The sequence below is a fragment of the Streptomyces sp. NBC_01335 genome (genome assembly GCF_035953295.1).
Classification (GTDB): domain Bacteria; phylum Actinomycetota; class Actinomycetes; order Streptomycetales; family Streptomycetaceae; genus Streptomyces.
This window is the reverse complement of sequence record NZ_CP108370.1, coordinates 4,111,565-4,124,415: the sequence shown is the minus strand read 5'-3', so window position 1 is coordinate 4,124,415 and position 12,851 is coordinate 4,111,565. Positions and strand designations below refer to the sequence as shown.

General features: G+C 73.5%; 14 protein-coding genes. 6 read left to right on the top strand and 8 right to left on the bottom strand.

What is annotated here, in order from left to right:
* Positions 1 to 10: 10 nt before the first annotated feature.
* Complete coding sequence (gene sigJ, locus OG599_RS17700; RefSeq protein ID WP_327176941.1) at positions 11 to 910, bottom strand: RNA polymerase sigma factor SigJ; 900 nt, start codon at positions 908 to 910, stop codon at positions 11 to 13.
* A 103-nt stretch (positions 911 to 1,013) separates the two neighbouring features.
* On the opposite strand from sigJ, the gene OG599_RS17695 reads away from it, so the two are divergent.
* The 3 genes from OG599_RS17695 to OG599_RS17685 all read left to right on the top strand — a co-directional run bounded on the left by OG599_RS17695 (position 1,014) and on the right by OG599_RS17685 (position 3,677).
* Positions 1,014 to 1,376: a hypothetical protein gene (locus OG599_RS17695; protein WP_327176940.1), complete on the top strand. Its 363-nt coding sequence runs from the start codon at positions 1,014 to 1,016 to the stop codon at positions 1,374 to 1,376.
* A gap of 247 nt (positions 1,377 to 1,623) precedes the next feature.
* A complete protein-coding gene (locus OG599_RS17690; RefSeq protein ID WP_327176939.1) occupies positions 1,624 to 2,148 on the top strand; it encodes a hypothetical protein in 525 nt (174 codons plus the stop codon).
* Positions 2,149 to 2,210: 62 nt separating this feature from the next.
* Complete coding sequence (locus OG599_RS17685; protein WP_327176938.1) at positions 2,211 to 3,677, top strand: flotillin family protein; 1,467 nt, start codon at positions 2,211 to 2,213, stop codon at positions 3,675 to 3,677.
* A gap of 128 nt (positions 3,678 to 3,805) precedes the next feature.
* Here OG599_RS17685 and OG599_RS17680 read toward each other — a convergent pair whose 3' ends face one another.
* The 5 genes from OG599_RS17680 to OG599_RS17660 all read right to left on the bottom strand — a co-directional run bounded on the left by OG599_RS17680 (position 3,806) and on the right by OG599_RS17660 (position 6,807).
* Entirely contained in the window at positions 3,806 to 4,417 is a 612-nt protein-coding gene (locus OG599_RS17680) for a hypothetical protein (RefSeq protein WP_327176937.1), read from the bottom strand.
* Positions 4,401 to 4,919, bottom strand: coding sequence for an RNA polymerase sigma factor (locus tag OG599_RS17675; RefSeq protein ID WP_327176936.1), 519 nt, complete (start codon positions 4,917 to 4,919; stop codon positions 4,401 to 4,403). The genes OG599_RS17680 and OG599_RS17675 overlap by 17 nt, the downstream gene beginning before the upstream one ends.
* On the bottom strand, positions 4,916 to 5,590 hold the full coding sequence (locus OG599_RS17670) for a class F sortase (RefSeq protein ID WP_327176935.1): 675 nt from the start codon (positions 5,588 to 5,590) through the stop codon (positions 4,916 to 4,918). The genes OG599_RS17675 and OG599_RS17670 overlap by 4 nt, the downstream gene beginning before the upstream one ends.
* On the bottom strand, positions 5,587 to 6,036 hold the full coding sequence (locus OG599_RS17665) for a sortase-dependent protein (RefSeq protein ID WP_327176934.1): 450 nt from the start codon (positions 6,034 to 6,036) through the stop codon (positions 5,587 to 5,589). The genes OG599_RS17670 and OG599_RS17665 overlap by 4 nt, the downstream gene beginning before the upstream one ends.
* Positions 6,037 to 6,201: 165 nt before the next feature.
* Positions 6,202 to 6,807, bottom strand: a complete 606-nt coding sequence (locus tag OG599_RS17660) for a hypothetical protein (protein WP_327176933.1) — start codon at positions 6,805 to 6,807, stop codon at positions 6,202 to 6,204.
* A gap of 166 nt (positions 6,808 to 6,973) precedes the next feature.
* Here OG599_RS17660 and OG599_RS17655 point away from each other — a divergent pair, with 166 nt between their 5' ends.
* The 3 genes from OG599_RS17655 to OG599_RS17645 all read left to right on the top strand — a co-directional run bounded on the left by OG599_RS17655 (position 6,974) and on the right by OG599_RS17645 (position 10,815).
* Positions 6,974 to 8,416, top strand: a complete 1,443-nt coding sequence (locus OG599_RS17655; protein WP_327176932.1) for a helix-turn-helix transcriptional regulator — start codon at positions 6,974 to 6,976, stop codon at positions 8,414 to 8,416.
* A gap of 666 nt (positions 8,417 to 9,082) precedes the next feature.
* Positions 9,083 to 9,553 (top strand): cation:proton antiporter regulatory subunit, encoded by a 471-nt coding sequence (locus OG599_RS17650; RefSeq protein ID WP_327176931.1) that lies wholly within the window; start codon positions 9,083 to 9,085, stop codon positions 9,551 to 9,553.
* 2 nt (positions 9,554 to 9,555) lie between these two features.
* Positions 9,556 to 10,815, top strand: a complete 1,260-nt coding sequence (locus OG599_RS17645) for a cation:proton antiporter (RefSeq protein ID WP_327176930.1) — start codon at positions 9,556 to 9,558, stop codon at positions 10,813 to 10,815.
* Between the two features lie 134 nt (positions 10,816 to 10,949).
* Here OG599_RS17645 and OG599_RS17640 read toward each other — a convergent pair whose 3' ends face one another.
* Complete coding sequence (locus OG599_RS17640; protein ID WP_327176929.1) at positions 10,950 to 11,537, bottom strand: hypothetical protein; 588 nt, start codon at positions 11,535 to 11,537, stop codon at positions 10,950 to 10,952.
* Between the two features lie 277 nt (positions 11,538 to 11,814).
* A complete protein-coding gene (locus OG599_RS17635) occupies positions 11,815 to 12,822 on the bottom strand; it encodes a M56 family metallopeptidase (protein WP_327176928.1) in 1,008 nt (335 codons plus the stop codon).
* Positions 12,823 to 12,851: the final 29 nt, after the last annotated feature.

Here is a 12,851-nt window from a genome sequence, read left to right as displayed (position 1 = left end):
CACCGCCCGCTCAGGCGCCGTCCAGCCACGGCCGCAGCTTCTCCGGGTTGCGGACCACCCACAGGCGGGTGACGCGGCCGTCGGCGATCTCGAAGGAGGCCACCGTCAGGACGGTGCCGCCGCTCCGGGCCACCAGGCCCGGCGTTCCGTTGACCGAGCGCTCCAGGAGTTCGAGCCCGGGGGCCCGGTCGGCGATGGCGGCCATGTACGCGGCGATGCGCGCACCGCCCTCGACCGGGCGCGGCACGGCGCTCACCAGGCCGCCGCCGTCGGCGGTCAGCACGGCGGCCGGGTCGAGAAGGTCGACGAGGGCCGCGATGTTCCCGCTCTCCCACGCCTTCTTGACCTGCCGCACCACGTCGTCCCGGCCGGCCGCCGTGACGGGCGCGCGCTCGGCGCGCAGCCGCCGCCGGCCGGAGGCGGCGAGCTGCTTGCAGGCGGCCGGGGTCCGGCGAAGGACGTCGGCGATCTCGGCGAACGGGTAGCGGAACACGTCGTGCAGCACGAACGCGACCCGCTCGGCGGGGGTCATCGACTCCAGGACGACGAGGAACGCCATGGTCACCGACTCGTCCAGGACCATCAGATCGGCGGGGTCGCCGTCGCCCCCGAGGTTCCCCGCGGAGCGGTCGGGCAGCGGATCGGGCAGCCAGGAGCCGACGTACCGTTCGCGCCTCGCCCGCGCCGAGCCGAGCACGTCCAGGCAGACCCGGCCGGTCACGGTGGTCAGCCAGGCACCGGGCGAGACGATCTCGTCGCGCCGGGCTCGCGGCAGCGCGTACCACCGCGTATAGGCCTCCTGCACGGCGTCCTCGGCCTCGGCCAGTGATCCGAGCAACCGGTAGGCGATGTTGAGCAGTTGACGCCGTTCCCCGGCCACTTCGTCGGTGCTCGTCCCCGCCGTCCCCATCCCGGCCGCCCCCCTCGCCTTACCTTTCGCGGACCCACGTCGTCGGGCTGGTGAGACCTTATCGACCGACTGCCTTCCGGGGCGGAAAAGGGGGACCGTGGCCATGACCACCCAGGCGACGGCAGAGCACCGCTTCTCGTTCCTGCGGCTCGCGACAGCCCTGCAGACTCTGACCATCTTTCTCCAAGCGGTCTCCGCCGGGCTGCTGTTGACCGCTTCCTACGGCGAGACGCTGCACAGCGTCGGCGCCCGCGTGATGTACGGGGCGTCGATGCTGTACGTCCTCGCGGCGGTGCTGGCGTGGAAGCCGGGCGGCGGTCCGGCCCGGCCGGTCCGGCACGCGACCGGCTTCCTCGTCCTCGCCTCCGTCCAGGTCGTGCTGGGCATCGCGCACGTGCCGTCGGTCCATCTCCCGCTCGGGGTGCTGATGTTCGGGCTGAGCCTGGTGGCGCTGGTGAAGCGCTGAGCGAGGTACGGGCACGGTGGCGCCGGCCGGACGGGCGCGGCGGCGCGGAACCAACCGTGCGGCGCGGTCGTCCACCCCATCGGACGGGCAGTTTCCGGCATCAAGATCGCCCGAAGACTGCCGGTTCCCGGCAGTGACGGTGGGCCCCGGCCCGTGAGACCCTCCGGTCGGTTCGCCGGTCGGTTCCAGCCGTTCGGTGCGCCATGGAGCGGGGCCGGGGGGCCCGTACGGCTCAAGGGGGTACGCCGTGACGCTTCTCCTCGCACTCGGTGCGGCGGGACTCGTCCTGCTCGCCCTGTCGTTGCTCTTCGACGGCATCCTGGAAGGGATCTTCGGAGGGCTCTTCGGGGGTCTGCTGAACGGTCTCTTCGACGGCCTGCTCTCGCTCCCCGTGATCGCCGGATTCCTCTCGATGCTCGGCTTCGGCGGGGCGATCGTGCAGGGGACGACCGACGTGGGCCTGGCCGTGGCCCTCGCCGGCGGGGGCCTGGCGGGGCTGGTCGCGGCCTGGCTGACCTGGAGGTTCAGCCGGGCCCTGATGCAGGACCGGACGGCCCCCGCGCCGCGCGGCGACGACCTGATCGGCACCACCGGTTCCGTCGTCACCGCGATCCCGCCGGACGGCTACGGCGAGGTGCTGCTGCGCCTCGCCGGGCACACCGTGAAGTACGCGGCGAAAAGCGCCGCACCCGTCGCACAGGGCACCGAGATCTGGGTCGAGGCAACCTTGTCCTCCTCCTCGGTCACCGTGCGCCCGGTGGAACGCCCGTAAGACATAAGGACGTTGAACAATCCGCCGCCCACGCGGGCAGCGGTCCAGGGGGGCATCACCGCATGAGTCCAGTGGTCATAGCCGTCATCGGCATCGTCGTACTGTTCGTTCTTCTCGGCCTCGCCGTCGTCACCCGCTACAAGGTCGCGGGTCCCAGCGAGGCGTTCATCATCACCGGCCGCCGTGGCAAGAAGCACACCGACCCGGTCACCGGTCAGACCAGCATCGACAACACCGGCCAGAAGGTCGTCGTCGGCGGCGGGGTCTTCGTGGTGCCGTTCGTGCAGCAGCGGTACACCCTCGACCTCTCCAGCCGGCAGATCCCGGTCAAGGTGCGCGGTGCCGTCACCCTGCGCGGGGTGAAGGCCAACCTCGAAGGCGTCGCGATCGTCAAGGTCGGCGGCAGCGAGGACGCGATCCGCGCCTCCGCCCAGCGGTTCCTGCGCCAGCAGGCGGGGATCGCGGGCTTCACGCAGGAGGTCCTCTCGGGCTCGCTGCGCGCGATCGTCGGCCGGATGTCGGTCGAGGACATCATCCGCGACCGGGCCGCCTTCGCCAGCCAGGTCGCCGAAGAGGCCGAGGCCAGCCTCTCCGGCCAGGGCCTGATCCTCGACGCGTTCCAGATCCACGACATCACCACCGAGGGCACCTACCTGGAGGACCTCGGCCGCCCCGAGGCCGCCCGCGCCAAGCAGGAGGCGGACATCGCCGAGGCGAACTCGCGGCGCACCTCCGAGCAGGCCCGGCTGAAGGCGGCCGAGGACGTCGCCATCGCCGAGCGGACCTTCTACCTGAAGCAGGCGGAGATCCGGGTGGAGACCGAGGTGGCGGCCGCGAAGGCCAACGCGGCGGGCCCGCTCGCCGAGGCCGCCCGCCAGCAGGAGGTCCTCCAGGAGCAGGAGAAGGTCGCCGCGCGCCAGGCGGCGCTGACCGACCGCGAGCTCGACACCCGCGTCCGCAAGCCCGCCGACGCCGCCCGGTACCAGGCCGAGCAGGAGGCCGAGGCCCGTCGTATCGCCCAGGTGAAGGAGGCGGAGGCCACCGCCGACCGCGCCCGGCTGACCGGTGAGGGCGAGAAGCTCCAGCGTTCGGCGCTCGCGGCGGCGGTACGCATCGAGGGCGAGGCCCAGGCCGCCGCCATCGCCGCCCGGGGCGCGGCGGAGGCCGAGGCCATGCAGAAGAAGGCCGACGCCTTCGCGCAGTACGGCGACGCGGCCGTCCTCCAGATGCTGGTGGACGTCCTGCCCCAGGTCGTCGCCAAGGCGGCCGAACCGCTCAGCGCCATCGACAAGCTGACGGTCATCTCCACGGACGGGGCGAGCCAGTTGGCCCGTACCGTCACCGACAACGTCGCGCAGGGCATGGAGTTGCTCACCTCCACCACCGGCGTCGACCTGGCCTCGCTGCTCAAGAACCTCACCGCGGCGCGGACGGCCGCACCCGCCGCCAACGCCGGTCCCGCCGCACTCGCCGGCGAGGGCGCCGGGTCGCCGTCGAAGGACGACGGGAAGATCGAGGTCACCGACTGAGGTGCCCCGACCCGGAGCTCCGAGGCCGTCCGCGCCGGGTGCGCGGGCGGTCTCACCGGCGTACGGGGCCGGTGGGGCCGGCCGGCTCGGGAGCGGCGGCCGGCCGCCTTCCGCCCGGACCACGCCCTTCAGCCGCCGGACGTACTCCGGGTCGGCGCCACCGACGGGTTCGCCGCGGCGGACGCCCCCGTCGGGGCCGAGGTCGGCGACGGCACGGCCGCGGAGGCGGACGGGACGCCCCTCGCCGCCCCGGAGGCGTCCGCCCCGGAAACGGCCGGCGGAACCGTGGCCGCGGACCGGGGCGCCTCCGTGGACGGGGCCGCGGACGCGCCCTCGGGCACGGCCGTCACCCCGGTGACGGACGGTTCGGCCGTCGGCGGGGACGGAGCCACCTGGGGGGCGGCCGTCTCCCCGGGCGTGGGCGCTCCCGTGGGCCCCGAGTCCGCCGAGCCGGAACCGGTCGGCCCGGGCCCTGTCGAAGCGGGGGCCGCCGGTGACGCGGGCAGCACCGGTACGCCCGGTCCCGCCGCCAGCCGGAACGGCAGCACCGCGAGCCCGGCGACCGCGCAGGCCATGCCGACCACGGCGGCGCCCCTGCGGTACCTCCGGCCGGCGGCGCCGCGACGGAGCTCCTCGTACCGGCCCGGGGGCGGCGCGAGGCGGTCGTGGCCGGGCCGCAGGATGACGGCGAGCGGGTCGTCGGCGCCGAACTCCGGCTCCTCGTCAGCGCGAGTGGTCAAGGCTTCTCCTCAGGTGGGCGCGGAGCAGTTCGCGGGCCGCGTGGAGATCGGCCTTGACGGTCCCTTCCTTCCGCCCGGTCAGCGCGGACACCTCCCGGATCGGCATGTCCGCGTAGTAATGCAACAGGATCGGCACGCGCAGCCGTTCGGGCAACGACTGCACCAGCATCCGCACCGAGGGGTCGGCCGGCTGGGCATGGCCGCCGACGACCTCCTCGGTCACCACCCGCCGGACCGCCCGGCGCTCGCGCTCCAGCGAACGCCAGTGGTCGCGTACGAGGTTGGCCGCGGTGACGTACAGGTACCCGCGCGGCTCGTCCACCTTCGACCACCGCGCCCAGAGCCGCGTGAACGCTTCGGAGGCGATCTCGTGCGCCGTCCCGTCGTCGTCCACGAGACGGCGGCACCACCCGGCGAGGGACGGGTAGAGCACGGCGAACAGCTCGGACGCCGCCTGCGCCTGTCTGCCGCGCCGGTCGTTCCTCTCGCGGGCCCGCTTCACCGGTCTCCCAGGTCGGAGGCTGCCCCGGAGGGGTCCAGGGCAGCGAAGACGATCACGTTGTCCTGGTAGCCGCCGTCGCCGTCACGGGCCCCGCCACAGGTGATGAGCCGCAGCTCCGGGCGGTCCACGTTGCCGTAGACCTCCTGGGTGGGGAACGCCGCCTTCGCCACCGTACGGGTGGCGAAGACGGTGAACTCCGCAGCCTTCGCATCCTCCAGGCGCACCACGACCCGGTCCCCCGCGCGGAGCTGCGCGAGGTGCCGGAAGACCCCGTCACCGTACGACCCGACCGTCACATGCCCCAGCATCACTGCCGGGCCGGTCTGGCCGGGGGCCGGGCCGTGCTCGTACCAGCCCGCCCGGTCGTGCGCGGTGATCGCGGGCACCTCCACGGTGCCGTCCGCCGCCAGGCCGAGCCGTACGACCGGGGTGTCCACCCCGATCGTCGGAACCTGCAGCCGGATCGGCACCGAACGCGCCAACGCGGTCACGGTCGCGGTCGCGGGAGAAGGTGACGGGGACCGGCCGGTCCGCGCGCTCGGCGCGGGGGCCGGCGCCTCCGGTCGCCCGGCCACCGCACCCCCGCCCCCGTCCTCGCCCCCCACGCCGCAGCCGGCGAGGAGCGAGGCCAGCGCGGCGGCCCCGAAGGCCCGCCTGGAGTACGAGGTCACGCCCCGGTCGCCCCGTTCACCCCGGCGCCCCGGCGGCGCACGAGGAACACGGCAGCGCCCGCCGCGAGCACCACCGCGGCGATGCCCCCGCCCATCAGCGTCCCGTTGCCGCCGCCCGACTGCGCGGCGGCGACGGCACCGGTGTTCGGCGCTCCGGACGGTACGGCGGAGACCTGCGCCCCACCGTCCGAGACCGACGGAGCCGCAGCGGCCGCGCTGGGCACGGCGGTCGGGGGCTCCGTCGGGGCCGGGACGGCGGCCGGGGCGTTGGTCGCGGCCTCGGCCGGGGCAGCCGCCGGGGCCGCGGACGGGGCCTCGGCCGGGACGGCGGTGACGGCCGGGGTGCGCGGGGCCGGGGACGCCGTGTCCGCGAAGGCGGGACCGGCACCGGTGGCGAGCACGGCGGCACAGGCAAGCGTCAGCAGACTGAAGGTGGTTCGGCGCATGAACGGCTCTCCTTCGTTGTCGGCCCACCGGGACGGGCGGGCCGGGAAACGGAACGTGCGAAGAGACGAGGCAGCGGCACCCTGGGTTGTAAAGCAATGGCAAAGTCGTGCGGAGCCTGCCGGCCGCGCCCCTGCGACCGGTCGGCCTTCCGGTGAACGGGCCGGTCAACAGGCCCCCGGATCCAGGTCGGTCGGGGCCATGTGGCGGGCCGCCGCCGCGTACCGCGCGAGGTGGTCCACCGCCTTCGCCAGCAGCCGGAGGTTGACCGCCGGGTCCTGGCCCGGGTCCTGCGCGACGGCCCACGCGTGGCAGACCATGTGCGTCACGATCTCCCGCGCCCGGGAGTCCGCGAGCTGGGCGGCGTACGCGTCGGCCAGCGGGGCGTACGCGACGATCGCGCGGCGGAGGCGGACCCGCAGGGCATCCGCCGCCTCGCCCGTCGCCCGCCCCCGGGCGAGATCCAGCGCCAGCTGCACATCGGCGGCCAGATCCGCCCGGCTGACCGGCGCACCCGTGTTCGGCGGACCACCGAACGGAGGGACGCCGTACGTCACCCCGCCGCCGTACCCGGCCGCACCCTTGCCCGAGCCCCCGGACGAACTCCCGTACGCCGACCCGCCGTACGAACCACACATCCCGGGCGGCGCGCAGTGCCCCGGAGCCGCACCGGGGCCGCCCGCTCCGCCCGACCCACCGCTGCCACTCGCCGCGCAGGTGTCGCCGGCTCCACTCGTCCCGTTGTTTCCGCTCGTTCCGCTGGCTGAGCTCATCGCGGACTCACCTCTTTCGGTGCGAAGGGTGGATCTGAACTCCCGGAGGGATGGCGTTCAGTGAACTCCCGAACACACACAGTGAGGAGATGCCAGGCTGTGGGCCACCTGTAGTCCCGCGTAGGCCAGGCCGGGAGGACCGCCCTGGTGAAGGAGTGAGCGCAAGGTGCCCGAATCCCAGGAGATCGGCGAGCTGATCCGCCAGGCGTGCGCGGCACGTGGCTGGGGGCCGTCCAAACTCGCCCGGGAGTTGGGAATCGCCGAGGGGCGCGGCCCGAACGGCCTCGACCGCCAGTCGGTCCGCAGGTGGATGGCCGGGCGCCGGAAACCCGACTACTGGCTCCCGTACATCGCCGACGTACTCGGCCTGGACACGAACGCGCCGCAGCAGCCCCCCGCCGGACCCGACGCACCAGCCCTCTCCGCCACCCCCGGCGTCCCCGCTCAACGATCCGCCTCCCGCCCCCTTGCGGGCCTCGATACCGTGGCGTCAGTCGTCGAGTTGGGGAGGAACGACGTGCTTCGGCGAAACTTCCTGGCCGCCTCGGGCGCCCACGCTCTGGCCGCCCTCAACCTGCCCGACCCGGAGAGCGTCACCCGCCGGACCAGCCGCGTCGGCGGTGTACGCGTCGGCACCGGCGAGGTGGCCGCCGTACGCCAGATGACCCGCGCCCTCGGCGACACCGCCGCCGAACTCGGCGGCGGACACGCCCGCCATCTCGCCGTCCGCTACCTCACCGAGGACGTCGCCTCCTGGCTGGACGGCACCTACACCGAGGAGATCGGCCGGCAGTTGTACGCCGCCACCTCCCAACTCGTGCACCTGGCCGGCTGGATGGCCCAGGACGAGGGCAACCAGGGCATGGCCCAGCAGTACTACGCCCACGCCTACGGCCTCGCGGTCGCCGCCGACGAAGCCGAACTCTCCGCAACAGCCCTGCGAGGCCTCGCCGTTCAGGCGATCGACCTCGGCCCCCGGTACGGCGCCATGGCGCTGCGCCTCTCCGAACGCTGCGTGGACAGCGCGAAGTCCCTGGACGACCCGCGCGCGGTCTCGTACTTCCAGACCACCCTCGCCGACGCCGCCGCCCTCGACGGCGACCACCGCCTCGCCACCCGGGCCCTCACCGCCGCCCAGACCGCCATCGAGCAGACTCCCGACGCCGCCCCCGGCGAATCCTGGGCCTCCCACTTCAGCATCGGCCGCTGGGCCCACCACTCCGGCATGATCCTCGCCCGCCTCGGCGACCTGGACAGCGCCACCGGCCACCTCCACGAGTCCCTGGAGATCCACGGCATCGACCGCCGCCGCAGCCGCGCGATCGTCCTCGCCGACCTCGGCCAGATCCACCTCCGCCGAGGCCACCTCGACGCCGCCCTCGCCACCTGGACCGACTTCCTCGACTGCGCCGACGGCATCCGTTCCGTCAAGGTCACCGAAGCCACCGAGGACATGCGCACCCGTCTGGACAAGTACCGCAAGGTCCCGGGCGTCGAGGAGCTGCGGACCCGCGCGGAGAACCACGTGACCACCGGGGCGGGTGCGGGGGCGGGGGTGTCGGCGGGAGCGGGCGCCGGGGCCTCTGCGGGGACGGCGGGGAGCGGGTGACGTTCGCCGGGTGACGTGCCCCAGGTGCCCCTGGGCGTACGGCCTGCCGCCGAACTCCGCCGGGGGTGGGATCGCACGTGGGGAGCCTCGCTAAAGTCGCGGCATGGGGGTCTCAATCGAACTGGTGAGGGAACCGCCGGTCTGCCGGTGGTGCGGTCGGCCCGTGGTGCCACGCAGGTTGTGGTTGCCGCGCCCGTTCTGCAATCGCCGGCACCAGGTGAAGTTCTGGACGAGGGCGATCCTCTTCGGGGTAGCCGACTTCCTCTCGTGACCTGAGTCCGAAACGCGCGTGCCCCACGAGGCACTGAGCCTTTCCCGCCTGCGCCGCCCGCCGTACCGGGCAGCAGTCGCCGGACCGCCCCCGCGCTTCCTTCGGTGCGCCGCGCGTTCCAGAGCCTGGACGGCCTTGACCATGGCGGTGACGAAGGTCGCACCACAACGGAGTTTGCGCGGAGGCGCCGCACCCCGAGGACTGCCCTGACCTGCTCACCAAGGGCTCGTCTCCCGGCGTGGCACGCACCGGAGACGATCACCCCTTACCACCCCGCCTCCTCCCCCGACCCCCCGCTACGCGTATGGATCGCGTTAAGGTGTTGAAAGGTAAAGAGATCACCAAGAACTGACGAGGGCCGCCGCACGCGCCGGCGCTCCACTCGGGAGGAAGCCATGGGAACCCGCCGCACCACGCTGCCCGGAGTCGGGACTCAGTACGACTTCATCACCGAGTCCGGCCAGCACATCTCCGTCGTCGTCCACCACGACGGGCGGCGGTTCATCGGGTTCTACGAGCAGGACGACCCAGATTCGTGCCGGCTGACCGTCCCCCTGACGACGCACGAGGCGACCGCGCTCGCCCACCTCATCGATCCCGCACCGATCGACGCCGTACGGACCGAGGGCATCGACCTGGTCACCGAGCACATTCCGCTCGGCTCCCGATCGCCTTACGGCGGGCGGGTGTTGGGGGACACGCGGGCGCGGACCCGTACCGGGGCGTCGATCGTGGCGGTGCTGCGGACGCACAGTGCGCACCCGTCGCCGGGGCCCGACTTCCGGCTGGCCATCGGTGACACGCTCGTCGTCGTCGGTACGCGCGAGGGCGTCGACGCGCTCTCCGAGATCATTGCGGAGGGCTGATCGTGCATGACATGACCGCACTGCTGGTGGAGCTCGGCTCCGTCATTCTCGGGCTGGGGATCATCGGGCGGTTCGCCGGCCGGATAGGTCTCTCGCCGATCCCCCTCTACCTCCTGGCGGGTCTGGCGTTCGGCGAGGGCGGGCTGCTGCCGCTCGGTGCCAGCGAGGAGTTCACGGCAGTCGGCGCCGAGATAGGCGTGATCCTGCTGCTGCTCCTCCTCGGGCTCGAATACAGCGCCTCCGAGCTGGTCACGAGCCTCAAGACCCAGTACCCGTCCGGGCTGGTCGACTTCGTCCTCAACGCGACCCCTGGCGCCGTCGCCGCGCTGATACTCGGCTGGGGTCCCGCCGGGGCCGTCGCGCTGGCCGGGGTCACCTGGATCTCCTCGTCCGGGGTGATCGCCAAGGTGATGACGGACCTGGGGCGCCTCGGCAACCGGGAGACCCCGGTCATCCTCGGTGTCCTCGTCATCGAGGACCTGGCGATGGCGGTGTACCTGCCGCTGCTCACCGCCATGGTCGCCGGAGTCGGGCTCGCCGGGGGGAGCATCGCGCTGCTGATCGCGCTCGGGACGGTCGGGTTCGTCCTCTACCTGGCGCTGCGCCACGGCCGGATCATCAGCCGGGCCGTCTCCTCCGACAACCCGGAGATGCTGCTCCTCGTCGTCCTCGGCCTGACCGTGCTCGTCGCCGGACTGGCTCAGCAACTCCAGGTCTCGGCCGCCGTCGGCGCGTTCCTCGTCGGCATCGCGCTCTCGGGCGAGGTCGCCGAGGGCGCGCGCAAGCTGCTGACCCCGCTGCGGGACCTCTTCGCGGCGGTGTTCTTCGTCTTCTTCGGCCTCTCGACCAACCCGGCCGACATCCCGCCGGTCCTGCTCCCGGCGGCGCTGCTCGCCGTCGTCACCGTGCTGACCAAGATCCTCACCGGCTGGTACGCGGCCCGCCGCGCCGGCATCAAGTCGCGCGGCAGGTGGCGGGCGGGCGGCACGCTCGTGGCGCGCGGCGAGTTCTCCATCGTCATCGCCGGTCTGGCCGTGGCGACCGAGCCGCGCATCGGGCCCATCGCCACCGCGTACGTACTGATCCTGGTCATCATCGGCCCGCTCACCGCCCGCTGGACCGAACCGGCCATCACCCGGATCAAGGCGCTGCGCGGTACGGGCACCGGGGCCCGGGCGCGCGTCCGCGCGAGCGAGGCCGCCCCCGCCCGGCCCACGCACGACGACCTCACGCCGGAGCACGTCGGCGAGGGCCGCGACTGAGGCCCTCGCACACCCCGTGACACGCGGAACTCCCCGTCCATGGTCAGCCGTTGGCTGCGGACGGGGAGTTCCGCGTACGGGACTTCTGCGCGCGGGAGCTCTGCGTACGGGAGTTCCGCGCGCGGTGATCGGCGTCAGTTGTGGTTGTCGATGATGCTCTTGGCGATGCCGTTCGCGACGACGACCTCGGCGTCGACTCCGTCGCCCTTGGTCGCGGCCTCCAGCATCTCCTCGCTGCACGGCATCGCGGCCTGGCCCTCCTCCGTACCGCAGATGTCGCCGGTGCCCTCGATGTCCGTGTCCTCGGAGACGAAGAACTGCTGGTCGACGTCGTCCGGACGGGTCACCGTGTACGTGCCGGGGGCGAGGTAGCGCACCTTGCCGTTCCAGGTGCCGTTGACGCCCTTGCCCTGGTCGATGCCCTCGACGGCCGTCTCCGGTTCGTCCGAGGCGGCGTCGGAGCCCGAGCCCGAACTGCCGGTGCCACTGCCGCCGGTGGTGCTGCCGCCGCTGGTGCTGCCGGCAGCGGCGGTGGCGGACGGGGCGCCCTGCGTCGCAGGCGTCTCGGCCGGGAGCGTGGCGGCGGCGCTGCTGCTCGTGTCCTTCGCCCCGGTGTCGGAGCCTCCGTCGGAGTCGTCCCCCTGGCAGCCGGTCAGGAGCAGGGTGCCCGCGACTGCGGCGGCGACGAGGACGGCGGTCTTGGTACGGAGGGCCGAAGCCATGGCGTTGCTCCCGTGGGGGAAGGGCGTCCGCGGAGAGGCGTCTCTCCACGGCTGCCGTGATCTGGTGGGTGACCTGCTGCGCGGCCGACTGCGCAACCAGCCTGTGTGACCTGCGGTGCGACCTGCTGTGTGATCACTATGGGCCGTCCGGGGGACCTCTCGGCCGGAAGTCCTGGACCCACGACATCCCTGTCACCGTTCCCGTACAGAGCAACAGTTGTGTACTGCACGCGGCGCGCCGGTTTCCCATGACCTGCAAAGATCCACCGCCGACGGCCTACAGCAAGGTCGCCTCGCGCAGGATGCGGACCAGCGTGACCGTGGCGTTCACCGACGACAGCGCGGAGGCCGCCGTGCCCACCGTCGCCGTCAGCCCGGCGAAGAGGAGGTGCGCCGACGCCGGGGGCCAGAAGCGGGTGGGCGGGGCGGGGTCGAGGAGGGCCGCGACCCGGAGCGGTACGGGCCCCGCCGCCGCGAACCCCGCCGGCCCCGCGAACCCTGTCGCACGCGCGAACCCCGCCAGCCCCTCGAACGGCGAACGGGCCGAGACCAGCGCCGCCTTGCCGACCGCCCGCGCCACCACATGGCGGCTGCCGACCGCCCGGGCGGCCTCCTCGTCGGCCCAGCGCTCGGTGCTGTACGCCACCGCCGTCCGGAGCGGCACCAGGAACGGGTTGGCGCGCGCGGCCAGCTGCGTCAGCAGCAGATAGCGGTGGTGGCGCCCCGCCAGATGCGCCCGCTCATGGGCGAACAGCGCCTGCTGCTCGTCCGGTTCGAGGCAGTCGAGCAGGGCGCTGGAGACGACGACCCGGCCGTCGCCTGCCGCCGCCCCGCCCATCCGCCCGCGCACCGGGCCGCCGGGGAGCGCGTACGCGTACGGGGCCGGCGACTCCACCACGCTCACCCCGCCGCTCTCGCGCGTCGGCGCCCCCAGCGCGCGGGTCGCGGCGACCCGGGTACGTACATGGCGTACGAGCGTCGCCGCGCAGCCGGCCACCACCGCACCCAGCACCCCGATGGCCACCAGGCCCGTCCGGTCCTCGTACGGCAGCGCGGCCCTGACCTCGGGGTCCGACCAGCCGTCCGGCAACGGGTTGCCGGGCAGCTGGGCCGTACCGATCACCATCAGCAGGGCGAGGCAGAGGGTGCTGCACAGCGCGAGCGTCGTACCGGCGACGGCCAGCAGCCGGGTCGCGGTGCGCGGGTGCAGATGGTGCGCGGCCAGCCGCGCGACGGGCAGCGCGGTCAGCGGCAGTACGAGTGGCAGGTAGACGAAAATGCCCATCGCTCCCCCAACGCCCCTGTCGTCGTCAT

What these genes read in the sequence shown, in the direction of transcription:
- sigJ (WP_327176941.1), bottom strand. Translation starts at nt 910, where the DNA reads ATGGGGACGGCGGGGACGAGCACCGACGAAGTGGCCGGGGAACGGCGT.
- OG599_RS17695 (WP_327176940.1), top strand. Translation starts at nt 1,014, where the DNA reads ATGACCACCCAGGCGACGGCAGAGCACCGCTTCTCGTTCCTGCGGCTC.
- OG599_RS17685 (WP_327176938.1), top strand. Translation starts at nt 2,211, where the DNA reads ATGAGTCCAGTGGTCATAGCCGTCATCGGCATCGTCGTACTGTTCGTT.
- OG599_RS17665 (WP_327176934.1), bottom strand. Translation starts at nt 6,036, where the DNA reads ATGCGCCGAACCACCTTCAGTCTGCTGACGCTTGCCTGTGCCGCCGTG.
- OG599_RS17660 (WP_327176933.1), bottom strand. Translation starts at nt 6,807, where the DNA reads ATGAGCTCAGCCAGCGGAACGAGCGGAAACAACGGGACGAGTGGAGCC.
- OG599_RS17650 (WP_327176931.1), top strand. Translation starts at nt 9,083, where the DNA reads ATGGGAACCCGCCGCACCACGCTGCCCGGAGTCGGGACTCAGTACGAC.
- OG599_RS17640 (WP_327176929.1), bottom strand. Translation starts at nt 11,537, where the DNA reads ATGGCTTCGGCCCTCCGTACCAAGACCGCCGTCCTCGTCGCCGCCGCA.
- OG599_RS17635 (WP_327176928.1), bottom strand. Translation starts at nt 12,822, where the DNA reads ATGGGCATTTTCGTCTACCTGCCACTCGTACTGCCGCTGACCGCGCTG.